The sequence below is a fragment of the Nocardia terrae genome (genome assembly GCF_009760405.1).
In the GTDB taxonomy this organism is placed as follows: domain Bacteria; phylum Actinomycetota; class Actinomycetes; order Mycobacteriales; family Mycobacteriaceae; genus Nocardia; species Nocardia terrae.
Genome location: NZ_WRPP01000004.1, coordinates 298,808 through 321,664, shown reverse-complemented (window position 1 = coordinate 321,664; position 22,857 = coordinate 298,808). Strand labels below are relative to the sequence as shown.

Here is a 22,857-nt window from a genome sequence, read left to right as displayed (position 1 = left end):
GGTCACAAGACCTCCGCTTCGATCCATTCGAGTTGTGCGGCCACGAGTTCCAAGGTGCCCCGATCGGTGACCGGGTCGTAGAGGGCGGCGCGAATGACAGCCGGATCCGAGCCGGTCCGGGCGCTCACGGCCGCGGTCACCAGCTCCGCCGGGGTGTCGGCGGTGACGCCGAGCGCGGGCCGCAGCCGTCGCAGCGCCGCCGCGCGCAGCTTGGCCGCCACGTGTCCGTGGTCGCGGGATTTCCGGTACAGCCCGGCCTGTCCGGCCAGGAGTTCGTGCGCCGGCGCCTCCACCGGCAACGGCTCACGCACGATCGCGCCCCGCCGCCGGCCCCGCCACCACAGCACCGCGACCCAGGCGATCAGGAACTGCAGGCCGCCGAAGGCCAGCCAGTGCGGCAGCCGCTGGAAGATGGAATCGCTGCCCGCACCGAAGTTCGGGCGATCCCGCGGTGGGTTCGGGGCGTGTGACGGTGGCGGCGGCAGATCCGGCGAATGCGGGACCGACGGTGCGGGTCCGAGCTGGGTCAGCGCGTAGACCAGCAGCCCGATCACCAGGATGGCCGCGACCGCGGCCCAGAACCGCCAATCCCGCAGTAGCTCCGGCAGTTCCGGCCGCTCCCGGCTGGTCTTCCGCTCGGCGTTCCCGCTCTTGCGCGTCTTGCTCTTGCGCCGCTCGGTGATCTCGACCGGCCCGGCCTTGGGCGGCGGCGCGATCGAATAGCGGTCCGCCTGTTCGAGCTGCCGGTACTCGGCCTCGGTCCCGTACCGGCCGCCGTAGACGACCTCGTCGAAACTGTGTGCCGCCGAGGGGAGTTCGACCGCGTCGGGTACGGCGTCGGTGGCGGCCCGCGCGGTTTCCCGCGCGGTCCGGGCCCGCTCCTCCTCGAGGATGCCGCGTTGTTCCAGCCCGCGGGTGACCGCGCGATACCGCTCGCGCAGCGCCGCACCGAAATCGCCGCGCCGGGCGGCGTCCTCGGCCGCCGCCAGGTGGGCGGCCGCGGGGCCCAGCGCGGGCTCGGGCGGGACCGCGCCGGTGCTGCCGGGTCCGGGCATCCGGCCGGTCTCGGTCATCGCCCGCCCCCGGTCGGCACCGGAATGTCCCAGGCTTCGCGACGGCAGCGCCGGTCGACGTAGACCACGACCTGGGTGGCGGATTCCACCAGCTCGCCGAGGGTCACCATGAGCAGGACCGCGGTGATGATCAGCACCGTCACCGCCCAGCGGTGGGTGCCGGAGAAATCGGAGATGAACCAGGGCAGCGCCACCACCGGCACGAACAGCACCAGCAGCAGCCCGCGCAGGTAGAGCCACAGCCCGACCAGCTGCCATTCCGTGCCGCCCGCAAGCAGTTTCGCGCGTCGCGCCACCGCGCCGTAGCCGGCGGACTGGTCGAACACGAGGGGCACCAGCGTGCTTCGCCGCCCGCGCAGCCACGCCAGCCAGATCACCGCGAACGGGACGGTGATGATCAGGGGAGCGCCCAGGGCCAGGATTCCGACCCCGATGAGCGTGTACATCGCCTGATACGCCAGCAGCGGACCGGCATGGGACCGCAACCGCCGCAGCGCGCCTCGCCCGCTCAGCGGTTGCCGGTACACGACGGACAACCCGATCGGCACGGTCACGCCGCGAATGAACAGGCGCAGTGCCCAGACGCAGCACAGCGTCACCAGCACTGCGCCCCAGAAGGTTCCGCTGTCGGACGCGTTCGTGGCCAGCTCCGCCAGCGCGGTTCCGGCGACGGCCACCCCGCACGCCACCGCGGCCGCCGCGCCGAGCAGCATCGCCAGGGTCTTGATCCGGGCCTGGATCAGCGCGAACGGCAGATCCAGCAGTTCCCGGAACTGCATCGGGCGAATCGGAACGACCACCGGTTCGGTAGAAGTCGGTCCCCCCACCGAGCCGGTCGGCGAACCGACAGAGTCGGCGGCGGTCGGCAACACGCGCCCGAGTCTATCCGGACCAGCGTGTTCGGTCGCCCGATGTGCGCCGGGCCGGAGAACTTCGCACCCCGGGCGGCGGGTGTCATTCGCGCGGTGTGTCGGTTTCCAGCAGTCGGGCCACGACCCGGCGATAGAGCTCGGGGTCGATCGGCGGCATGCCCAGCAGTGCGCGCAGGTAGACGCCGTCGCCGACCAGCCGCACGATCTCGGCCCGCACGGGATCGTCGATCTCGTTGTCGAGAGCCACCTTCCACGCTCCCAGCACCTCCGACAGGGCGCGGTCGGTCTCGGCCTGCGCCGTGTCCCGGGGTGCGTCGATGGTCCGCATGGCGGCCAGCATGGAGCGGTAGAGCGCGAGTTCGACGGCGTCGGTGTCGTCCTCGGGATGCGGGGCCTGCAGATACCACTCGGCCACCGAGCGGCCCTGCTCGACCGCGGTTCTCACCTGCTGGTCGGCCCGCTCGCCGACCCGCCGGAGCAGTCCGGCCAGCAGCGCGTCCTTGCTCTTGAAGTGATAGAGCAGCCCGCCCTTGGAGACGCCCGCGGTGGCGGCCACGTTCTCCAGGGTCACCTGGGACAGGCCCTTGTCGAGCAGCAGGGCCTCGAGCGCGTCGAGGATCCGGTCGCGGGTGCCGGCGGGGTCACGGGGAGTCACGAGGCTTGACTGTACCGTCTGGACGGTTCAGACTACTACTGTACCGTCTGGACGGTTCAAAACTTCGAGAGAGAAAGCTCATGGCCACCCAACCGACCGCACGTTCCGGAACTTCGTTCACCGACCGGCCCGCCGCGACCCGCGCACCCAAGGCCCGGCCCCGCGACTGGGCCGGGCTCGGCGTGCTGGCGCTGGCGCTGCTGCTGATCGCGGTCGACGCCACCGTGCTCGACCTGGCGGTCCCCTCCATCACCGCGGACCTCGCGCCGACCACGCCGCAGCTGCTGTGGATCATCGACGTCTACTCGTTCGTGCTCGCCGGCCTGCTGGTCACCATGGGCACCCTCGGCGACCGCATCGGCCGCCGCCGCCTGCTGCTCATCGGCGCGGCCGGATTCGCCGCCGCCTCGGCGCTGGCCGCCTGGGCGATCAACCCCGAAATGCTCATCGCCGCACGGGTTCTGCAGGGCGTCGCCGGTGCGACCCTGATGCCCGCGACCCTGGGCCTGATCCGGTCCATGTTCGCCGACGCCCGCCAGCGCACCCTCGCCATCTCGGTCTGGGGCGCCATGGCCGCCTCGGGCGCGGCCTTCGGCCCGCTGCTGGGCGGCTGGATGCTCGAGCACTTCTGGTGGGGCTCGGTATTCCTGGTGAACCTGCCGGTCATGGCGCTGCTGCTGGTGCTGGCCCCGGTGCTGGTGCCCGAGTCGCGGGACCCGAACCCGGGTCGCTTCGACCTGATCAGCGCCGGGCTGTCGATGCTGGCCCTGATCCCGATCGTGTACGCGGTCAAGGAGTTCGCGGCCCACGGCGCGAGCCTGAACCTGGTGTTCATCGCCGCGGTCGGCGTGACCTCGGGTGTGGTCTTCGTGCGTCGCCAGCGCGGACTCGCGTCCCCGCTGATCGATCTGGACCTGTTCCGGCTGCCCGCCTTCCGGGCCGCGGTGTTCACCAACCTGCTGTCGGTGTTCGCGCTGGCCGGCGTGCTGTTCTTCGGCTCGCAGTACCTGCAGCTGGTGCTGGGCAAGTCGCCGCTGGAGGCCGGTCTGCTGCTGATTCCGGGCACCGTCGGCTCCATGCTGGGCGCGCTGGCCGCGGCCTGGCTGGTCCGATTCCGGCGTCCGGCAACGGTATTGGCGGGCTCACTGGTGACGGTCGCGATCGGCGCGACCCTCTACTGGCTGCTGCCCACCGACCCGCAGGGTTCGGTGACCCCGTTCATCGTCGGCTTCCTGCTGATCGGACTGGGCGAGGGCGTGGCGTTGACGGTGTCGTCGGACATGATCGTGAGCACCGCGCCCGAGGCCCGCGCGGGCAATGCCGCCGCCATCTCGGAGACGGCCATGGAAATGGGCGTCGCCCTGGGTGTGGCGATCCTGGGCAGTGCCGTCATGGCGGCCTTCCGCGGCGGCCTGGACCTGTCGCACGTTCCGTCCGCCCACGCGGACGCGGCGCGGGAATCGCTGGGCGGCGCCATCGAAACCGCCCGTGCCCTACCGCAACCCGCGGCCGGTGAGCTGCTGAACTCGGCGCACTCCGCCTTCGTCAGCGGCATCCACCTGGCGGCCACCTCCACGGCGGCCATTCTGCTGCTGACCGCGGTCATCGCCTACCGGGCCGCCCGTCGGCCGGCTGCCGTGGCGAAGGCACAGCCGTGGAGAAGGAACAACGGAACACCCGAAAGCCGTTGAGCTGCTGCTCGACCGGACCTTCGAAGATCGATTGGCTATACGATTCGTAACCGTCGACCAGCGAACTTCAGAGGGGGATTCAGTGGGACAGCCTCAATTCGGCCCGTACGGCCAGTACGGGCCCGGCGACCCATCGCAGCAGCCGGGATACGACCAGGGGTTCCAGCCCGCGATGTACCCGGCTCCGCAATTCAATCCGGCACCGTATGGGGCGCCGCCGCAAGGCTATTCGCCGATGCCCGGCCCGATGTTCATGGTGCAGCAGCCACGCACCAACGGCATGGCGACGGCCTCCATGGTGCTGGGGATTCTGAGCTTCATCACCTGTGGGATCACCGCGCTGGTGGCGATTCCGCTGGGGCATGTGGCGCGGGGCCAGATTCAGCGCACCGGTGAGGGCGGCGGCGGCCAGGCGGTGGCGGGCCTGATCCTGGGCTACCTCACCGTCGCCGGATGGGCGCTGTTCTGGATCCTCGACCTCGGCCTGCTGGCCGCGGCTGGAAGCGGCGGCTCACATCACTATCGATAAAGAATGACGACGGCCCGGGTGTTCGACGGAACATCCCGGGCCGTAATGCATTTCGGGGCGGACTATTCCGATCCCGAGCCCGGGGGCAGCTCCCGCTGAGCGCGATGGTCGAGCTCGTAGGCGCGACGTGCGGCAAGGGCGTCCTGCTGCGCGGCCGGAGGCAACGGGTAGCCCGGCTCGACCGCCTGTCCGTGCGGGAGTGCGGTGTACGGGTACTGCGCATAGGGCTGATCCACCACGGTGTGCGCGACCCGCTGGGCGTGCACGTGCTGCGGTGAACCCGGCGGCAGCTGATAGCCGTACTGCGGCTGCGCGAACGCCTGGTGCTGCGGTTGCTGCGCGGAGTCGTGCGAGTCCACGGTCACCTTGCGCGTGCGGCGCAGCGTGAAGGTGATCTCCTCCGCCTCCTCGAACGCCTGGCGCACGGTGCGCAGCGGGTGGGTGGCGGTGTCGATGGCATTGGCCACGAAGGACGGGACCAGCGGCCGGATCCAGCGCGCGGCGGTATCGGTGAACGGCACGGTGCCGATGATCGGAAGCTCCAGGCCGCCACCCTTGTCGGCCGGGGCGGGCACGGGGACCGGAGCGGCGTCCGGGGCGATGGGCGCCAGCGCGCCGCCGGACGGCAACGGGGCCAGCGCCCCGGAGGTGAGCTGGGCGGGCAGATTGGGCGACTGGGTCACTATCCCCTCCGGAAGTTCAGGTCTGGTGGCTTGGTCGAACTCGGCGACGGCCCGTTGCGCGGGCTCGGTGATGCCGATCTCGAAATTGCCGATGGCGGCGATGATGCGGGTGCGCTGCCGTTCCCGGTCGATGGCGGTGTCGGCGTGCGCGGCCAGCCGCGCGGCGGTGAGTTGTTGTTCGGCGCGCAGCTTTTCGGTCTCCACCCGCACCTCGGCCTGTTGGACGGCGATGGCGGTGGTGGCGGCCTGGTCGATGCGGTCGGTGGTGGTGCGGACCGCGACGGTGCGGTCGAAGGACGTCTCGCCCCGCCACCAGCGCAGCAGCAGCGGCAGCAGGGCCAGCACGATCATGAGCACGGCGACCGCGAGGCGCAGCGTCAACGGCCCGAAATGCGCGGTGGTGTAGTCGTTCATGGCCACCCAGCGCGCCCCGAGCCCGCGATCGCCCTCGGTGTAGGCGTCCTTGCGGGCGGCGGCGAGGGCCTTGTCCTTCTCGGTGACCTTGGCGTCGAGGCCGTCCACCTTGCCCTGCGCGGTGGCCAATTGGGTCCGCGCGTCGTCGAGCATCTGATTGGCGGTGCGCTCCTCGGGTCCGCGCCCGGGCACGCCCGTGGTCGGGATGCCGGCGCAGTCCTGGCTCGGGTTGTATTCGCAGCGCGCGATTTTCAGCGCGGTGGTGACGTCGTTCTGCGCCTTGGTGATCTGCTGGTCGAGGGCGGTGCGGTCGGCCTTGGCCCGATCGAAGTCGGTGCGCGCGATGACCACGGCGGGCGCGGATTCCACGGCCCGCTGGGCGGTTTCGTCGAGCGACCGGTTCACGGTGCCGGAGAACAGTACGGTGCAAGCCAATTCGGCGATCACCACACCGGTCAGCGCGGCCACCGCGATGCGCCCGCCGAATTCGGCTACGGCGCGGCGATCTTCCCGCCGATCCGGAGTGGCGGCGGTGGCCAGTGCCCGGCCGATGGCTCCCACCAGCAGGGTGGCGATGAGTGCGACCGCCACCACGGCGATGATGGGCCATTTCGCGGCGCCCGTGGCCACGGCCGTGACCACCCCCGAGGTGGCGGCGAACAGCGCCACCACCGCTCCGGTGATCGTGTATCCCCCGCGTTCGTGCTGATCGGTGAGCCGCGGCTGTGCCCCGCCCAGCCAGACCGACAGCGCGCCGAGGCCGGCGGCTTTCTCCGTCATGGGAACTCACATCCCTTTAAGTCCCAAGTGATTCGGCAGGTCCCAAGTGAACTGGCTTGGCGCCGTGTTGTCGAGCTGAACCGTCACTGATTCGTTGTCTCAGCGTGACAGGCGTACAGCTGTTCCATCGACCGCGGCGGCTGGGATGTGGCCAGGCTCACAATGGCGTGTTTCGGGCGTGTGACGTGGTGTTGATCACGCTCGGACCGGCTCGAATATGGCCGAAATGGGTGATGGAAGGCAGATTTACGGTTTGCTGGGTGTGTGCTGAATCCCACATTCAGGAAAAATTCCGTACGGTCGGCAGGTTGCCTGGCCATGTCGCCCGGGCGGCCACCACGGCGACGGAACTTGTCCGGAAAGTTAGCCGCCTAACGCCCGGTTTGCCGGATCCCATTGTGGGGAAATCTGATTCATTGCAGGTGAGGGGCGGTCTGGAGCTGCGCTGGACGGCCCGGCGCCAACCCTCGCGCGCGTGCAATGCAGTGGTGAACTCAACTGAAACGCCCGTGCATCCCTGCCTTACACTGGAGAACGCGCGTGTGTTGGAGGACGAATGTAGAAGCCCAGCTAGAAGCTGGAATTAGTGCAACCTAAGTTGGTTGGGCTCCAGTCCTGACTTATCGTTTGCTCTTACGCCGAACTACACAAATTCGGCACAACTCCCCATACGGTCAGAGGCCCGATCGGTGCTCAGCCTAGCGGGCGAGAACGGCGCGGTGTGTGGCGAACGCGTAAGAGTTCCGTTACCACCGAGCACCCGACTAGGTAATCGAAGCGGGTCGACAACTGCAAAGTTGACTGCACGGAGTGACCATCAGCGCCGCTGGTCTCCGAAACGTCCGGGCGCAGTCCCTACCGGAGGCGTTCGACGAAGGCCCTTTTCTTCGAAGGCCTGTTTTTTGTGAAGGCAGAGGCATGACGCAACTTCCTGGCCACGGGTCCCCCGCCGGCGGTGCCGGCTACGGTCACCGTTCCATCGGGCTCTATGACCCGGCGAACGAACACGACGCCTGTGGTGTCGCATTCGTCGTCGACATGCACGGCCGCCGCAGCCGCGACATCGTCGACAAGGCTATTACGGCATTGCTGAACCTGGAGCACCGTGGTGCGGCCGGCGCCGAACCCAACTCGGGTGACGGCGCGGGCATCCTGATCCAGCTCCCGGACAAGTTCTTCCGTGCCGTGGTCGACTTCGAGCTCCCCGCCGAAGGTTCGTACGCCACCGGTATCGCGTTCCTCCCGCAGGCCCGCCGCGAGGCCGCCCGCGCGGGGTACGGCGTGGAGAAGATCGTGCGCGAGGAGGGCCTCGAGGTCCTCGGCTGGCGCGAGGTCCCGATCGACGAGTCGTCGCTGGGCGCGCTGTCGCGCGACGCGATGCCGACGTTCCGGCAGATCTTCATCGCCTCCCCGAAGGACGGTGCCGAGCAGCTCTCCGGCCTGGACCTGGAGCGTCGCGCCTACGTCATCCGCAAGCGCATCGAGCACGAACTCGGCAAGGCGGGCGCCGGTGAGGGCGCGACCGGCAAGGAGTCGGTCTACTTCCCGTCGCTGTCCGGCGAGACCTTCGTCTACAAGGGCATGTTCACGACCCCGCAGTTGCGGGCGTTCTACCTGGACCTGCAGGACGACCGGGTCGAGTCCGCGCTGGGCATCGTGCACTCGCGCTTCTCCACCAACACCTTCCCGTCGTGGCCGCTGGCGCACCCCTTCCGGCGCGTCGCCCACAACGGTGAGATCAACACGGTCTCCGGTAACGAGAACTGGATGCGCGCTCGCGAGGCGCTGCTGAACTCCAACGTGTTCGGCACCGACCACGAGGGCAACAACCGCCTGGAGAAGATCTTCCCGGTCTGCACCCCCGGCGCGTCCGACACCGCTCGCTTCGACGAGGTGCTCGAGCTGCTGCACCTGGGTGGCCGCAGCCTGCCGCACGCCGTGCTCATGATGATTCCGGAGGCGTGGGAGCGCCACGAGTCCATGACCCCGGAGCAGCGCGCGTTCTACCGCTACCACTCCTTCCTCATGGAGCCCTGGGACGGCCCGGCCTCGGTGTGCTTCACCGACGGCACGGTCGTCGGCGCGGTGCTGGACCGCAACGGTCTGCGCCCCGGCCGCATCTGGGTCACCGACGACGGTCTGGTCGTGCTGGCCTCCGAGGTCGGCGTGCTCGACATCGACCCGGCCAAGGTCGTCTACAAGAAGCGCCTGCAGCCCGGCCACATGTTCCTGGTCGACACCTCGCAGGGCCGCATCATCTCCGACGACGAGGTCAAGCAGTCGCTGGCCACCGAGTTCCCGTACCAGCAGTGGCTGGACGAGGGCCCGACCAAGCTGAGCGACCTGCCCGACCGCCCGCACGTGCACATGTCGCACGACCGCGTGCTGATCCGCCAGCAGATCTTCGGATACACCACCGAGGAGCTGAACCTGCTGGTCTCGCCGATGGCGCAGACCGGTGGCGAGGCGCTCGGCTCGATGGGCACCGACACCCCGATCGCGGTGCTGTCGTCCCGTCCGCGCCTGCTGTTCGACTACTTCTCGCAGCTGTTCGCGCAGGTCACCAACCCGCCGCTGGACGCCATCCGCGAAGAGGTCGTCACCTCGCTGCGCAGCATGGTGGGCCCGGAGGCCGACCTGCTGAACCCGGGACCGGAGTCCTGCGGTCAGATCACCCTGACCCAGCCGATCCTGGACAACGACGAGCTGTCCAAGCTGGTCCACATCAACGACGACGGTTCGCGTCCGCACTTGCGCTCGGTGGTCGTCCACGGCCTGTACCCGGTCAAGAAGGGCGGCAAGGGACTTCGCAAGGCCATTGAAGCGGTTCAGCGGCAAGTTTCCGCTGCCATCGACGGCGGCGCGCGCATCATCGTGCTGTCCGACCGCGAGTCGAACGAGAAGCTGGCCCCGATCCCGTCGCTGCTGCTGACCGCCGCGGTGCACCACCACCTGGTGCGCGAGCGGACCCGCACCAAGGTCGGCCTGGTCGTGGAGGCCGGTGACGCCCGCGAGGTGCACCACATGGCCATGCTGGTCGGCTTCGGCGCGGCGGCCATCAACCCGTACATGGCCTTCGAGTCCATCGAGGACATGCTCGAGCGCGGCACGCTGCAGATCCCGGGCAGCACCGGCGATCACGCGGCCGACTTCAAGAAGGCCGTCTACAACTACAACAAGGCGGCCGGCAAGGGCGTGCTGAAGGTGATGTCCAAGATGGGCATCTCCACCATCGCCTCCTACCGTGGCGCGCAGCTGTTCCAGGTCGTCGGCCTGGCGCAGGAGCTCGTCGACGAGTACTTCACCGGTCTGCGCTCGCCGCTGGACGGCATCGGCCTCGACGACATCGCCGACGAGGTCGCGCAGCGGCACCGGATCGCGTTCCTGGAGAACCGCAACGAGCGCGCGCACCGCGAGCTCGAGATCGGCGGCGAGTACCAGTGGCGGCGTGAGGGCGAGTACCACCTGTTCAACCCGGACACGGTGTTCAAGCTGCAGCACGCCACCCGCTCGGGCCAGTACAAGGTCTTCAAGGAGTACACCAAGCTGGTCGACGACCAGTCGGAGCGCTTGGCCTCGCTGCGTGGTCTGTTCAAGTTCAAGTCGCAGGGCCGCAACCCGATCCCGATCGACGAGGTCGAGCCCGCGTCGGAGATCGTGAAGCGCTTCTCCACCGGCGCGATGTCTTACGGCTCGATCTCGGCCGAGGCGCACGAGACCCTGGCCATCGCGATGAACCGCCTGGGCGGTCGCTCGAACTCCGGTGAGGGCGGCGAGCACCCGGCGCGCTTCGAACCGGAGGAGAACGGCGACTGGCGTCGGTCCGCGATCAAGCAGGTGGCCTCGGGTCGCTTCGGTGTGACCGCGCACTACCTGACCAACTGCACCGACATCCAGATCAAGATGGCGCAGGGCGCGAAGCCCGGTGAGGGCGGCCAGCTTCCGGCGCACAAGGTGTACCCGTGGGTCGCCGAGGTCCGGCACTCGACGCCCGGCGTCGGCCTGATCTCCCCGCCGCCGCACCACGACATCTACTCGATCGAGGATCTGGCGCAGCTGATCCACGACCTGAAGAACGCGAACCCGCAGGCGCGGATTCACGTGAAACTGGTCGCGGAGCCGGGCGTCGGCACCGTCGCCGCGGGCGTCTCCAAGGCGCACGCCGACGTGGTGCTGATCTCCGGTCACGACGGTGGCACCGGCGCTTCGCCGCTGACCTCGTTGAAGCACGCGGGTGGCCCCTGGGAGCTCGGCCTGGCCGAGACCCAGCAGACCCTGCTGCTCAACGGTCTGCGCGACCGCATCGTGGTGCAGGTCGACGGCCAGATGAAGACCGGCCGCGACGTCATGATCGCCGCGCTGCTGGGCGCCGAGGAGTACGGTTTCGCGACCGCTCCGCTGGTGGTCTCGGGCTGCATCATGATGCGCGTGTGCCACCTCGACACCTGTCCGGTCGGCGTCGCGACGCAGAACCCGGTGCTGCGCGAGCGGTTCACGGGTAAGCCGGAGTTCGTCGAGAACTTCATGCTCTACATCGCCGAGGAGGTCCGCGAGCTGCTGGCGTCGCTGGGTCTGCGCACGCTCGACGAGGCCATCGGCCGCGTCGACCTGCTCGACACCACCGCCGCCAAGTCGCACTGGAAGGCCGCCAAGCTCGACCTGTCGCCCATCCTGGACGACGTCGAGACCGCGTTCATGTTCCAGGACCGCCGTCGCACCAAGGACCAGGACCACGGCCTGGACAAGGCGCTGGACAACAAGCTCATCGCCGAGGCCGCGGACGCGCTGGAGCGGGGCAAGCCGGTCAAGATCGAAACCAAGATCACCAACGTGAACCGCACGGTCGGCACCATGCTCGGCCACGAGGTCACCAAGCTGTACGGCGGAGTCGGCCTGCCGGACAACACCATCGACATCACGTTCACCGGTTCCGCCGGTAACTCGTTCGGTGCGTTCGTCCCGGCCGGTATCACCCTGCGGGTCTCCGGCGACGCCAACGACTATGTGGGCAAGGGCCTTTCGGGCGGTCGCATCATCGTGCGCCCGTCGGCCGACGCGCCCGCGGCGTACGTGGCGGAGCAGAACATCATCGCGGGCAACGTGATCCTGTTCGGCGCGACCTCGGGCCAGGCCTTCATCCGCGGTGTCGCGGGCGAGCGCTTCGGTGTCCGCAACTCGGGCGCCACCGCGGTCGTCGAGGGTGTGGGCGACCACGCCTGCGAGTACATGACCGGTGGTCGTGTGGTCGTGCTCGGCGAGACCGGCCGCAACTTCGGCGCCGGTATGTCGGGCGGTATCGCCTACGTCTACAACCCGAACGGCACCTTCGAGGCCAACCTCAACACCGAGCTGGTCGATCTCGAGCAGCTGTCGGCCGAGGACGCGCAGACGCTGAAGGACATCGTCGAGCAGCACCGCGCCGAGACCGGTTCGGCTGTGGCGGAACGCATCCTGGGCGACTGGGCGCAGCAGGTGACCAAGTTCGTGAAGGTCATGCCGCGCGACTACAAGAAGGTCCTGCTCGCCATCTCCGAGGCCGAGAAGGCCGGTCGGAACGTGGATGAAGCGATCATGGAGGCGGCTCGTGGCTGACCTCACCTACTCGGTGCAATGCGGCACCTTTGATGTTCCGTGCGCGCAGCGCATTAGTCAGGAGTTCGTAAATGGGTGACGCACAAGGCTTCCTGAAGCACACCAGCCGGGAACTGCCGAAGCGCCGTCCGGTTCCGCTTCGCCTGCTCGACTGGAAAGAGGTCTACGAGGAGAAGTTCTCCCACGAGACTCTCCAGACCCAGGCCAGCCGTTGTATGGACTGCGGTATTCCGTTCTGCCACAACGGCTGCCCGCTGGGGAACCTGATTCCCGAGTGGAACGACCAGGTCTACAAGGGCGCGTGGAAGGAAGGCTTCGACCGCCTGCACGCGACCAACAACTTCCCGGAGTTCACCGGCCGCCTGTGCCCGGCTCCGTGCGAGGCGTCCTGCGTCCTGGGCATCAACCAGGATCCGGTGACCATCAAGCAGGTCGAGGTCGAGATCATCGAGAACGGTTTCGACGAGGGCTGGGTGACCCCGGTCTACCCGACCCGCCTGACCGGCAAGCGCATTGCCGTCGTCGGTTCCGGCCCCGCCGGCCTGGCCGCTGCCCAGCAGCTGACCCGCGCGGGCCACACCGTGACCGTGTTCGAGCGTGACGACCGCATCGGCGGCCTGCTGCGCTACGGCATCCCGGAATTCAAGATGGAGAAGCGGGTCATCGACCGCCGTCTGGCGCAGATGGAGGCCGAGGGCACCATCTTCAAGACCGGCGTGAACGTGGGCGTGGACATCACCGCCGCGCAGCTGCGCGAGCAGTTCGACGCGGTCGTGCTGGCGGGCGGTGCCACCATCGCCCGTGACCTGCCGATCCCGGGTCGCGACCTGGACGGCATCCACCAGGCCATGGAGTTCCTGCCGCTGGCCAACCGGGTGCAGTTGGGCGACCCGATCGCCGACGAGAACGGCCTGCCGCGCATCAACGCGCGCGGCAAGAAGGTCGTCATCATCGGTGGCGGTGACACCGGCGCGGACTGCCTGGGCACCTCGCACCGTCAGGGCGCGGAGTCGGTCCACCAGTTCGAGATCATGCCGCGTCCGCCGGAGGAGCGTGCCGCGTCGACCCCGTGGCCGACCTACCCGCTCATGTACCGCGTCTCCTCGGCTCACGAGGAGGGCGGCGAGCGCGTGTTCTCTGTCAACACCGAGCGTTTCATCGGTGCGGACGGCAAGGTCACCGGCCTGCAGGCGCACGAGGTGACGATGGTCAACGGCCGCTTCGAGAAGGTCGAGGGCACCGACTTCACCCTCGAGGCCGATCTGGTGCTGCTGGCCATGGGCTTCGTCGGACCGCAGAAGAACGGTCTGCTCGAGGGCCTGGGCGTGGGCTACGACCAGCGCGGCAATGTCATGCGCGACAAGGACTGGGCCACTACGGTTCCCGGTGTCTTCGTCGCCGGTGACATGGGTCGCGGTCAGTCGCTGATCGTGTGGGCCATCGCCGAGGGCCGCGCCGCGGCCGCCGCGGTGGACAAGTACCTGGAGGGTGAGACGGCGCTGCCGTCCCCGATCACCCCGACCATGGTCGCCCAGCGCTGAGCTGAAAACGACAGGACGCTCCCGGACTTCGGTCCGGGGGCGTCTTTTGTTTTTTCTGGAAAACCCGCCAGTAGGGTCTGAAACGTGTGCTAGTCAGTTGCTGTGGGCGATTTTCCGAAACCCTGGACACGAGACCAGTTACACCTGTTTACTTAGTCCCCGTGTGGAGTCAGAACCTCCGAGTCGTCCGCAGCGCTCGGTAAGTCTGGAACGGTCCCGCGAACCTGCCGGGACACTTGGAGGAGAAATAATGTTCCGTAATCGCCGTGCGGCCGCGATCATCTCGTCGGCCGCGTTGGTTTGCGCGGGTCTCAGCGTCACCACTCTGGAAACCGGTGCGGCGTCGGCGGATTCGACTTGTGCCATCAGCTCGCATGCGACCAAGAACGACATCAGCACCCTCGGCATCACGATGACCTACGACAAGTCCGCCAATCTGGACTCCATCGGCGTCGGCACCACGGTGACCTACAAGATCGTCATCGGCACCACCGGCATCGGCAACCCGTACGTCAACACCATCACCGACTTCCCGCCGTCGGGTTTCGCCGCGCCGACCAAGGCCACCATCACCGCCTTCCACGCGGTGGGCGGCGAGCGCACCGAGGACGTCACCCCGGAGCCGAACGCCGGCGGCTGGAAGGTCACCAACTCGGGCTGGTTCGTGAACTCCGGCAACCCGCTGACCTACACCATCACCTACCCGGTCCCCACCAGCCTTTCGCCCGGCCAGCAGGTCACCAGCGGTGGCATCGGGGTTGCGGGCACGGTCGGCGTCAGCAACGAGCTCCCGAACCTGACCGCGTGCTTCACCGCTCGCGCCAACACCGTGGGTGAGGACCTGCTGGGCAGCCTCGGCAACAACGGCCTCGGTTCCGCCGACGGCCAACTCAGCTCGACCGGATCGATCAGCACGATCATCGCCGACGCCCTGCACCAGTACCTCGGCAGCTGATCCCCCTCCGGGCCGATTCGATCGATAGGAACATCCGTACCGATGCGCACCCGCAAACTGTCTGCGCTGCTGGCGATTCCGGCCTGCGCGCTCTCACTGGCGCTGTCCTGTGCGCCCGGGAGCATCGGTACGGCCGCCGCGGATCCCGCGGGCGCACACCTGGTTTCGATCGATCGGCCCGGGCAGCGGGAAGAGACGATCTCGGTCTATTCGGCGGCCATGGATCGGGTGATTCCGCTTCAGGTCATCACCCCGCTCGACAACAGCGCGCCGCGCCCCACGCTCTATCTGCTCAATGGCGCGGGTGGCGGCGAGGATGCGGCCACCTGGTATCGCCAGACCGATATCGTGCAATTCTTTTCCGACAAGAACGTGAATGTGGTACTGCCGGTAGGAGGTAAATTCTCCTATTACACCGATTGGGAACGGGACGACCCCAAACTCGGTCGCTATAAATGGCAGACTTTCCTCACCTCCGAACTGCCCCCGATCATCGATTCGGTGCTGCACACCTCCGGCGTGAATGCCATCGCGGGTGTTTCGATGTCCGCGAGTTCCGCGCTGGATCTGGCCGTTCACGCCCCGGATCTGTATCGAGCCGTCGCGTCCTACAGCGGATGCGCTTCCAGCGCCGATTCGACCGGCCGCCAGTACATCAAGCTGGTCCTGGACCGGGCCCCGGCCGACATGAGCAATATGTGGGGTCCGCCCGACGACCCGGCCTGGCAGGAGCACGACGCGGTGCTCAATGCCGAGGCGCTGCGCGGCAAGGCGCTGTTCATCTCGAGCTCGACCGGCCTGCCCGGTGATCTGGACACGCTGGACTCACCCTCGATCGGCGGCCGTCCGCTCGTGCTGGCCAATCAGATCGTGCTCGGCGGGCTGATCGAGGCAGCCACCAACGGATGCACGCATCGGCTCGCGGATCGCCTCGGTGAGCTGGGAATCCCTGCTCAGGTCGAATTCCGTCCCGCCGGAACCCATTCGTGGCGGTATTGGCAGGAGGCGCTGCACCGGTCGTGGCCGATGCTCGAGGCGGCATTGCTGAGCTGACCGAAAGCAACCGGTGATTGATCTTCGGAGTCGGAAAACGGACGTGTTTTCGGACTCGCCTGGCATAGCTGAATACCCCCCTTTATGCTTGTCGGCGGTGTGTCGCTGATCTCGTCATGCGGTCTGTTTCGGACAAGTCATACGGGGTGGTTACCTGGGTTAACCGGGAGTGCACCGGGCGGTCATCCGGCGATCGCACCATGATCGGGAATCGGGACATGCGAGTAGTCCCGGCACAAGCGTGAACTGGAGCAGTATGCGGTTGAAGAATGTTGTCGCGGCTGCGGGGGCAGCGGCGAGCGTGCTCATGTCGGGAATCGTGCTGGGCAGCGGCCCTGTTACAGCCGACCCGGGAGCTGGATGCCCGACTCTCTACACGGTCGCCGTTCCCGGCACCTGGGAGACCGGTCATGACAAGGACCCCAAGCCCGGCATGCTAGCCGGGGTAACCAATGGTTTGCCTGGTGAGGTCGACTATGTCACCTACGCGGCCACCGCCTTTCCCTGGGAGGGCGACGTCTACGCCCAGTCCAAGAAGGAAGCCGTCGACAATGCCCGCGGCTTCGTTCAGGCCATGGGTGCGCGGTGCCCGGGAACCAAGATCGCCATCACCGGCTACAGCCAAGGTGCCGACGCGGCAGGCGATCTCGCCGCCGAGATCGGCACGGGCCACGGTGTGGTGCCGCCGGATCGCATCGCGGCCGTCGCACTGATCTCCGACCCGAGCCGCTCGCCCAGCGACATTCAGGTGGGTCCGATCGCGCCCGGTGCGGGTGCGGGCGGTCCGCGCGTCGGCGGCTTCGGCTGGATCAGCGACAAGGTGCGCACCGTGTGCGCCATCGGCGACCTGTACTGCTCCACCGAGCAGACCGACTTCGTCACCCGGTTCGCGGGCTTCCTCGCGCAGGCGAGCAACCCGAACAACTTCAACCCCTGGCAGACCCAGCTGCAGCTCGGCTCGATCATCAACGACCTGATGGCCCAGGGCGGTCTGCCGACGCTGCAGGCCCAGCTGGCCGACGGCCCGGACTCCGAGTACGCGAAGCAGCTCGAGCAGTTCTACCGCAGCGGCACGCACACCAGCTACGGCAGCTACGGCGTCGGCGGCGGCCAGACCGCCATCACCTGGATGCACAACTGGATCGCGACCAACGCGTAGGGATCTCGAACGGTGAAAGGCCGCTCCCCTTGGGGAGCGGCCTTTTTCGTGTCCGAGCCGATGCGGCGGGGTCCGGGCTAGCTGCCGAACGAACCGGTCGGCGGCAGCCACGGTGCGGGGGCCGGGGGCGGATTGTTGTTGTCCCAGCCGTTGTTTCCGTTCCAGTCGTTGTCGTTGTCGTGGCGATGGCGATCACGGTCGTGGTGGTCGCGGTCGTTGTCCCAGGGACCGTGGTCGTCGACCTGCTGGGCCACGACGGGGGAACCGGAGTCGTCGGGGGTCGCGGCGTTCGCGGGGAGCGCGACCACGGCGAGCGGGATGGCGGCCAGGGCGCCTGCCGCGGCCAGGCGCAGAGCGAGGCGGCGACGGGGCTTCGTGATGGCGGACATCGTGGTGCCTTTCTGTCGGATCGTGCGCCGCGAGGGGGAGCGGCTCACGAGTTCCCATCGAAAGGCCCGGGGCTTGGAGGGGTGTTGGATCGCGCTGGGAGTCGGCTGAGCGTCGGATTTCCGAGGTTGCGCGACTCAGGCGCGCGGGCGTCGCATGCGCGGCAGCAGATCCCAGACGTGCGCGTTCTCGTTGACGGTGGCCGCGGTGCGCCCGCCGCTGCGCGAGTACAGGATTCGGGTGATCGAGCAGTAGTCGATCGGGAAGGTGAGCGGCCGGGCCAGACCCAGCACGTCCTGCAGCAGCACGTTGATCACGCCGCCGTGCGCGAAGACGACCACGGTGTCGGTGTGATCGGCGGCCGCGACAATGCCGTCGATCGCGTCGTGCACGCGCCGGACGAAGGCCGCGCCGTCGATCTGCTCGGGCAGGTACCCCGACTTGATGCGCTCGTAGGTTTCGCGGAATTCCTGCTGGGCGTCCTCGATGGGGATGTACATCGGCAGATCGCGATCGTATTCGGCCAGCCCGTCGAGGATTTCGACCTCCAGCCCGAGCTTCTCCGCGGTGGGCCGGGCGGTCTCGCGCGCCCGCAGCTGGGGGCTGCTCACCACCCGCGCGATCCGGTGGTGGGCGAGTGCGGCCGGGACCCGGCCCGCCTGTTCGGCGCCGACGGCGGTGAGATCCGGGTCGGCCGGGCCGGTGGATCCCAGCAGGCGTTCGGGCTGGGCATGGCGGACGAGGATCAACTGCACATCCCCACTGTGCCGTACCTCGCCCGTGCCGCGCCCCGGGGGTCAGTTGTTGCGGCGGCGCATCAGGTAGACGATGCCCAGCACCAGCACCACGATGCCGATGCAGCAGACCCCGAGGAAGCCCCAGAAGCCCATACCGCGCCGGCTGCTGGTGCGCCGGGCCGCGGTGTTCTCGAGGGCGGCGTTCCAGGTGTCCGGATGAGTCCAGACGTGGTGGTCCAGCAGGGTGGCCTGGGTCATGAGATCTAGGTAGTGCATGGAAACCCCAATCGGTCCGGTGTGCCCGTAGCCGGGCCGAATCTCAGACTAGCTGGCGATTCGGCCCGGGCAATCAGGGTTTTCCCCGGGTCTCACCCGTGAATCAGGCGGGCGCGTTGCGGGGTTTCACCAGCGGGAAGGGCAGGGTTTCGCGGATGCTGCGGCCGATCAGCAGCATGACCACCCGGTCCACTCCCACGCCCAGACCGCCGGTGGGCGGCATGGCGTGTTCGAGGGCCTGCAGGAAGTCCTCGTCGAGTTCCATGGCCTCCGGGTCGCCGCCCGCGGCCAGCATGGACTGTTCGGTGAGGCGGCGGCGCTGCTCCACCGGATCGGTCAATTCGCTGTAGGCGGTGGCCAATTCGACGCCCCAGGCCACCAGGTCCCAGCGCTCGGTGACGCCCGCGACGGAGCGGTGGGCACGGGTGAGCGGGGAGACGGAGGTGGGGAAGTCGATGTAGAAGGTGGGTTCCTTGGTTTCGGATTCCACCAGGTGCTCGTACATCTCGAGCACGAGTTGCCCTTCGTCCCAGCCCAATTGGAACGGCACGCCCGCCTTCTCGCACAGCAGCCGCAGCCGTTCGGCATCGGTCTCGGGGGTGATGGTCTCGCCGATGGCGTCGGAGACGGCCCCGTGCACGGTCTTGACCGGCCAGTCGCCGGAGATGTCGACCTCGGTGAGGGCGCCGTCGGGTCCGGGCCGCAGCGCCACCATCTTGCCGTTGGCCGCGAGCGCCGCCTCCTGGATGAGCTGGCGGCAGGCGTGCATCATGCGTTCGTAATCGCTGTGCGCCTCATAGGCTTCCAGAATGGTGAACTCGGGGTTGTGGCTGTAGTCGACGCCCTCGTTGCGGAAGACGCGCCCGAGTTCGAAGACCTTCTCCATGCCGCCCACGCACAGTTTCTTGAGGTACAGCTCGGGGGCGATGCGCAGGTACAGGTCGAGGTCGTAGGCGTTGATGTGGGTGGTGAACGGGGTGGCGTTGGCGCCGCCGTGCACCTGCTGCAGCACGGGGGTCTCCACTTCGAGGAATCCCCAGCCGTGCAAGGTGTCCCGCAGCGACCGCACCACGGCGCTGCGTTTGGTCATCACCTCGCGCATGTCGGTGTTGATGGCCATGTCGACATAGCGTTGCCGCACACGGGCTTCCGGGTCGGACAGGCCCTTCCACTTGTCCGGCAGCGGGTGCAGGCATTTGCCGATCATCCGCCAGTCCTGGGCCAGCAGCGACAGCTCGCCGCGGCGGCTGCGGCCGATCTGGCCGCTCACCTCGATGAGGTCGCCGAGGTCGAAGTATTCGGTGAACTCCTCGCTGCGCTCGGCGCCGACCCGGCCGCGGTCGATGAGCAGCTGGATGTCGCCGGACCAGTCGCGCAGCACGGCGAAGATGACGCCGCCGTAGTCGCGAATCCGCAGGAGCCGTCCGCAGACCCGCACCGTGGTGCCCTGCGGGGAGTGCCGTGCGGCGGCCACCGTGTGGGTGGGCGGGTAGGCGACCGGGTAGGCCTCGACACCGGATTCCTGGAGCTTGTCGAGCTTGTCCATGCGCACCCGCACCTGTTCGGGGCGGCGCGGGCCGGTTTCGGCGAGTTCCTCGGGCGGCAGGTCGGGCAGGCTGCCGTCGGCGTGCAGCCCGGAGATGGTGGGCGGCACCGACGGTCGCAGACCGGTGTGGGTGGAGGCGTCGTGCTCGCGGCCGAAGCGCGGCAGGAAGCCCTCGGCCAGCGCGGAGGCGGTGGCCACCCGCAGCAGGTGCCGGCGTTCCTCGAACAGCGAGAACCGCGGCACCCATTCGGGCTGGTATTTCACGTTCGAGCGGTAGAGCGCCTCGAGCTGGTACCAGCGGGAGAAGAACATGAGCACGCCGCGCCACAACCGCAGCACCGGGCCCGCGCCGATGCGGCCGCCCTCCTCGAAGACCGCGCGGAAGACCGCGAAGTTCAACGAGATTCGGGTGATGCCGTACTGCTCGGAGTTCAGGGCCAGCCGCGAGATCATGAGTTCCATGAGCCCGTTGGGGCCGGTGCGGTCGCGGCGCATCAGGTCCAGCGAGACGCCGGTGCGTCCCCACGGCACCAGCGACAGCATGCCGAGCACGTGCCCGCCGGGGTCCACGGCCTCGACCAGCAGGCAGTCGCCGTCGAGCGGGTCGCCGAGCCGGTCCAGGGCCATGGAGAAGCCGCGTTCGGTCTCGGTGTCGCGCCAGGCGTTGGCGCGGCGCATGACGTCCTGCATCTCCTCGGGGGAGATTTCCTTGTGCCGGCGCACCCGAACGGTGATGCCCTGCTTGGAGAGTCGGTTGGCGGCCTGGCGGACCTGCTTCATGTCCGCGCCCGCGAGGGAGAAGTTGCGGGTCTCGAGGATGGCCTCGTCACCCAGGCGCAGCGCCGACAGTCCGGCCCGGCGGTAGGCGGTCGCGCCGAGCTCGCTCGCGCCCATGACGGCCGGGGCCCAACCGTATTGGTCGGCCAGCCGCAGCCAGGCGTCGATGGCGTGCGGCCAGGATTCCTTCTGCCCGATGGGATCTCCGGAGGCCAGGCACACGCCCAGCTCGACGCGATAGGTCAGCGCCGCCTTGCCGTTGGGCGCGAAGACGACGGCCTTGTCGCGGCGGGTGGCGAAGTAGCCGAGCGAGTCCTCGACGTCGGAGCGTTCGAGCAGCCCGCGAATGGCCGACTCGTCGAGTCCGGTGAGCGCGTTGGAGGAGCGCTGTGACCGGAACAGCGTGATCACCGCGGCCAGCAGCGCGATCGCGCCGAACAGGCCGAGCAGCAGGTTCACCGGATGCGGCGCGTGCCCGTCGAAGTCGTCGTTGGACACCAGGATGGCGCCGGTCACCCGCGACACCGTCCACAGCGCCCGTTCGGTGTGGTCGGGCAGGCTGCCCGGGAACAGTTCCACCAGTCCCCAGCCGACCAGGCAGCCCAGCGCGAGCCCGCCCGCCAGCACGCCGAACGCCCGCCAGACCGCGCCGCTCTGGACGTTGGTGTAGAACTCGGACCACGCGGCGATGAGCACGCCGATGACCACGATGTGAATGATCAACGCCACCAGGGCGTTGATATCGCCCGCGTCCGCGAATTCCAGGGCATTGGCGACGGCGTAGGCGGTCATGTAGCCGACCAGCAGCCACCAGGCGATGCGTTTGCGGCTGGCGGTGGCGCCCGCGAGCAGACCCACGACCAGCGCCCACACCAGCGAGGTGTCGGGGGCGTCGAAGTAGTAGGTGTCGACGAAGTGGCGTAGGTGCGAGGTCAGGAACCGTAGGCCGGGGGAGATGCTCCAGGCGAAGCACAGGACGGAGAACACCCCGAGCGCGGTGCCCGCGATGTGCGGGACCTCGCGCAACCGGCCGTGCCCGCGATGCGGCACCTCCGGCGACCGCGGCTCCGGTCTCTGGTCGGAGTCGTGGCGCGGCCGGTCCTGCGTGGAAGTCACCGCACCAGTGTGAATGTTGCCATTGCCCATGTGCACTCAGAACCCGGTTCGTGTCTCGTCGGCGCGGTGCGCCCGATGGTTGTGGCCGCCCGGTCGGCGCGGCATGTGGGGGCGGGGTTTGGTCTCGCGGCGGCCGCGGGTGAGGATGTACCCCATGTCGGATCCAGTCGATGTCCCGATCGAGGACGATGTCATTCGACTCGGCCAGTTCCTGAAGCTGGCGAACCTCATCGATTCCGGTTCGGAAGCCAAGACGGTTATCGCCCAGGGCCTGGTACGTGTCAACGACGAGGTGGAGCTGCGCCGCGGGCGGCAGCTACACACAGGCGACGTTGTCGCGCTGGCGGGCCACAAGGCGCGCGTCACCAGCGGCTGAGGGCATTGCTCGGGCACCGTTCTCCCGGGTTCCGTAGGTCTTCGGAGCAGTGACCCACGTACCTTTCGGGGTCCGGGGGCTCGGCCCCCGGCTCCCCATTCTCGGGGTTCGGGGGCCGGTAGCCCCTGAGAGCTTCCCGAGAGTTGGCTCAGTCCTCGCTGCGCACGACCACGCCATCGTGGTCGCTGTAGAGCATGTCGCCGGGAACGAAGGTGACGCCGCCGAATTCGACGACCACGTCCTTCTCGGCGTTCCCTTCCTTCTGGGTGCTCTTGCGCGGGTTGGTGCCCAGCGCCTTGATGCCGATGGGCATGGTCCGCAGCATCGCCGAGTCGCGGACCGCGCCGTTGACGATGACCCCGGCCCAGCCGTTGTCGACGCCGCGGCCGGCGATGATGTCGCCGACCAGCGCGGTGTGCACGCTCGCGCCGCCGTCGACGACCAGCACACGGCCCTCGCCGGGCGTGCCCAGGGTCAGCTTGACCAGCAGGTTGTCCTGGAAGGTCTTGATGGTCACGATGCGGCCGGAGAAGACCTCGTGGCCGCCGAACTGGATGAACTGGGTGTCGCAGCTGCGGATCTCGGGACCGATTTCGTCGGCTAGGTCGGCAGTCGCGATGGCGTTGGTGGATTCGGTCACGCGAT

At 68.3% G+C, this 22,857-nt stretch carries 17 protein-coding genes; 8 read left to right on the top strand and 9 right to left on the bottom strand.

The window, feature by feature from the left end:
* Positions 1-2 precede the first annotated feature (2 nt).
* The 3 genes from GPX89_RS21610 to GPX89_RS21600 all read right to left on the bottom strand — a co-directional run bounded on the left by GPX89_RS21610 (position 3) and on the right by GPX89_RS21600 (position 2,600).
* The gene (locus tag GPX89_RS21610; protein ID WP_235947740.1) at positions 3-1,073 is read right to left on the bottom strand and encodes a DUF4129 domain-containing protein; all 1,071 of its coding nucleotides are present in this window, start codon (positions 1,071-1,073) and stop codon (positions 3-5) included.
* Complete coding sequence (locus GPX89_RS21605) at positions 1,070-1,852, bottom strand: hypothetical protein (protein ID WP_157389439.1); 783 nt, start codon at positions 1,850-1,852, stop codon at positions 1,070-1,072. Before GPX89_RS21605 ends, GPX89_RS21610 begins: the two co-directional genes overlap by 4 nt.
* A gap of 175 nt (positions 1,853-2,027) precedes the next feature.
* A complete protein-coding gene (locus GPX89_RS21600) occupies positions 2,028-2,600 on the bottom strand; it encodes a TetR/AcrR family transcriptional regulator (RefSeq protein ID WP_328602142.1) in 573 nt (190 codons plus the stop codon).
* An 80-nt stretch (positions 2,601-2,680) separates the two neighbouring features.
* Between GPX89_RS21600 and GPX89_RS21595 the strand changes: the two genes are divergently transcribed.
* Together GPX89_RS21595 and GPX89_RS45940 are read left to right on the top strand one after the other, a co-directional pair.
* Positions 2,681-4,291: an MFS transporter gene (locus GPX89_RS21595; RefSeq protein WP_157389438.1), complete on the top strand. Its 1,611-nt coding sequence runs from the start codon at positions 2,681-2,683 to the stop codon at positions 4,289-4,291.
* 82 nt (positions 4,292-4,373) lie between these two features.
* The gene (locus GPX89_RS45940) at positions 4,374-4,820 is read left to right on the top strand and encodes a DUF4190 domain-containing protein (RefSeq protein ID WP_198347532.1); all 447 of its coding nucleotides are present in this window, start codon (positions 4,374-4,376) and stop codon (positions 4,818-4,820) included.
* Positions 4,821-4,882: 62 nt separating this feature from the next.
* On the opposite strand, the gene GPX89_RS21585 is transcribed toward GPX89_RS45940, so the two are convergent.
* Complete coding sequence (locus tag GPX89_RS21585; protein ID WP_157389437.1) at positions 4,883-6,697, bottom strand: DUF4407 domain-containing protein; 1,815 nt, start codon at positions 6,695-6,697, stop codon at positions 4,883-4,885.
* 918 nt (positions 6,698-7,615) lie between these two features.
* Between GPX89_RS21585 and gltB the strand changes: the two genes are divergently transcribed.
* From gltB to GPX89_RS21560, 5 genes are all read left to right on the top strand, one after another.
* Positions 7,616-12,289 (top strand): glutamate synthase large subunit, encoded by a 4,674-nt coding sequence (gene gltB / locus GPX89_RS21580; protein WP_157389436.1) that lies wholly within the window; start codon positions 7,616-7,618, stop codon positions 12,287-12,289.
* A 71-nt stretch (positions 12,290-12,360) separates the two neighbouring features.
* The gene (locus tag GPX89_RS21575; RefSeq protein WP_157389435.1) at positions 12,361-13,830 is read left to right on the top strand and encodes a glutamate synthase subunit beta; all 1,470 of its coding nucleotides are present in this window, start codon (positions 12,361-12,363) and stop codon (positions 13,828-13,830) included.
* A gap of 250 nt (positions 13,831-14,080) precedes the next feature.
* Positions 14,081-14,785: a hypothetical protein gene (locus tag GPX89_RS21570; RefSeq protein WP_157389434.1), complete on the top strand. Its 705-nt coding sequence runs from the start codon at positions 14,081-14,083 to the stop codon at positions 14,783-14,785.
* A gap of 42 nt (positions 14,786-14,827) precedes the next feature.
* Entirely contained in the window at positions 14,828-15,838 is a 1,011-nt protein-coding gene (locus tag GPX89_RS21565; RefSeq protein WP_157389433.1) for an alpha/beta hydrolase, read from the top strand.
* A 256-nt stretch (positions 15,839-16,094) separates the two neighbouring features.
* On the top strand, positions 16,095-16,997 hold the full coding sequence (locus GPX89_RS21560) for a cutinase family protein (protein ID WP_157389432.1): 903 nt from the start codon (positions 16,095-16,097) through the stop codon (positions 16,995-16,997).
* Between the two features lie 77 nt (positions 16,998-17,074).
* Here GPX89_RS21560 and GPX89_RS21555 read toward each other — a convergent pair whose 3' ends face one another.
* From GPX89_RS21555 to lysX, 4 genes are all read right to left on the bottom strand, one after another.
* Entirely contained in the window at positions 17,075-17,386 is a 312-nt protein-coding gene (locus GPX89_RS21555; protein ID WP_157389431.1) for a hypothetical protein, read from the bottom strand.
* Positions 17,387-17,521: 135 nt separating this feature from the next.
* Positions 17,522-18,139: a histidine phosphatase family protein gene (locus GPX89_RS21550; RefSeq protein ID WP_328602141.1), complete on the bottom strand. Its 618-nt coding sequence runs from the start codon at positions 18,137-18,139 to the stop codon at positions 17,522-17,524.
* A 42-nt stretch (positions 18,140-18,181) separates the two neighbouring features.
* Complete coding sequence (locus GPX89_RS21545; protein WP_207710598.1) at positions 18,182-18,397, bottom strand: hypothetical protein; 216 nt, start codon at positions 18,395-18,397, stop codon at positions 18,182-18,184.
* A 103-nt stretch (positions 18,398-18,500) separates the two neighbouring features.
* Complete coding sequence (gene lysX, locus GPX89_RS21540; RefSeq protein ID WP_157389429.1) at positions 18,501-21,866, bottom strand: bifunctional lysylphosphatidylglycerol synthetase/lysine--tRNA ligase LysX; 3,366 nt, start codon at positions 21,864-21,866, stop codon at positions 18,501-18,503.
* A 124-nt stretch (positions 21,867-21,990) separates the two neighbouring features.
* On the opposite strand from lysX, the gene GPX89_RS21535 reads away from it, so the two are divergent.
* Complete coding sequence (locus tag GPX89_RS21535; protein WP_154786496.1) at positions 21,991-22,212, top strand: RNA-binding S4 domain-containing protein; 222 nt, start codon at positions 21,991-21,993, stop codon at positions 22,210-22,212.
* Positions 22,213-22,360: 148 nt separating this feature from the next.
* Here GPX89_RS21535 and rraA read toward each other — a convergent pair whose 3' ends face one another.
* Complete coding sequence (rraA, locus tag GPX89_RS21530) at positions 22,361-22,852, bottom strand: ribonuclease E activity regulator RraA (RefSeq protein ID WP_328602140.1); 492 nt, start codon at positions 22,850-22,852, stop codon at positions 22,361-22,363.
* Positions 22,853-22,857: the final 5 nt, after the last annotated feature.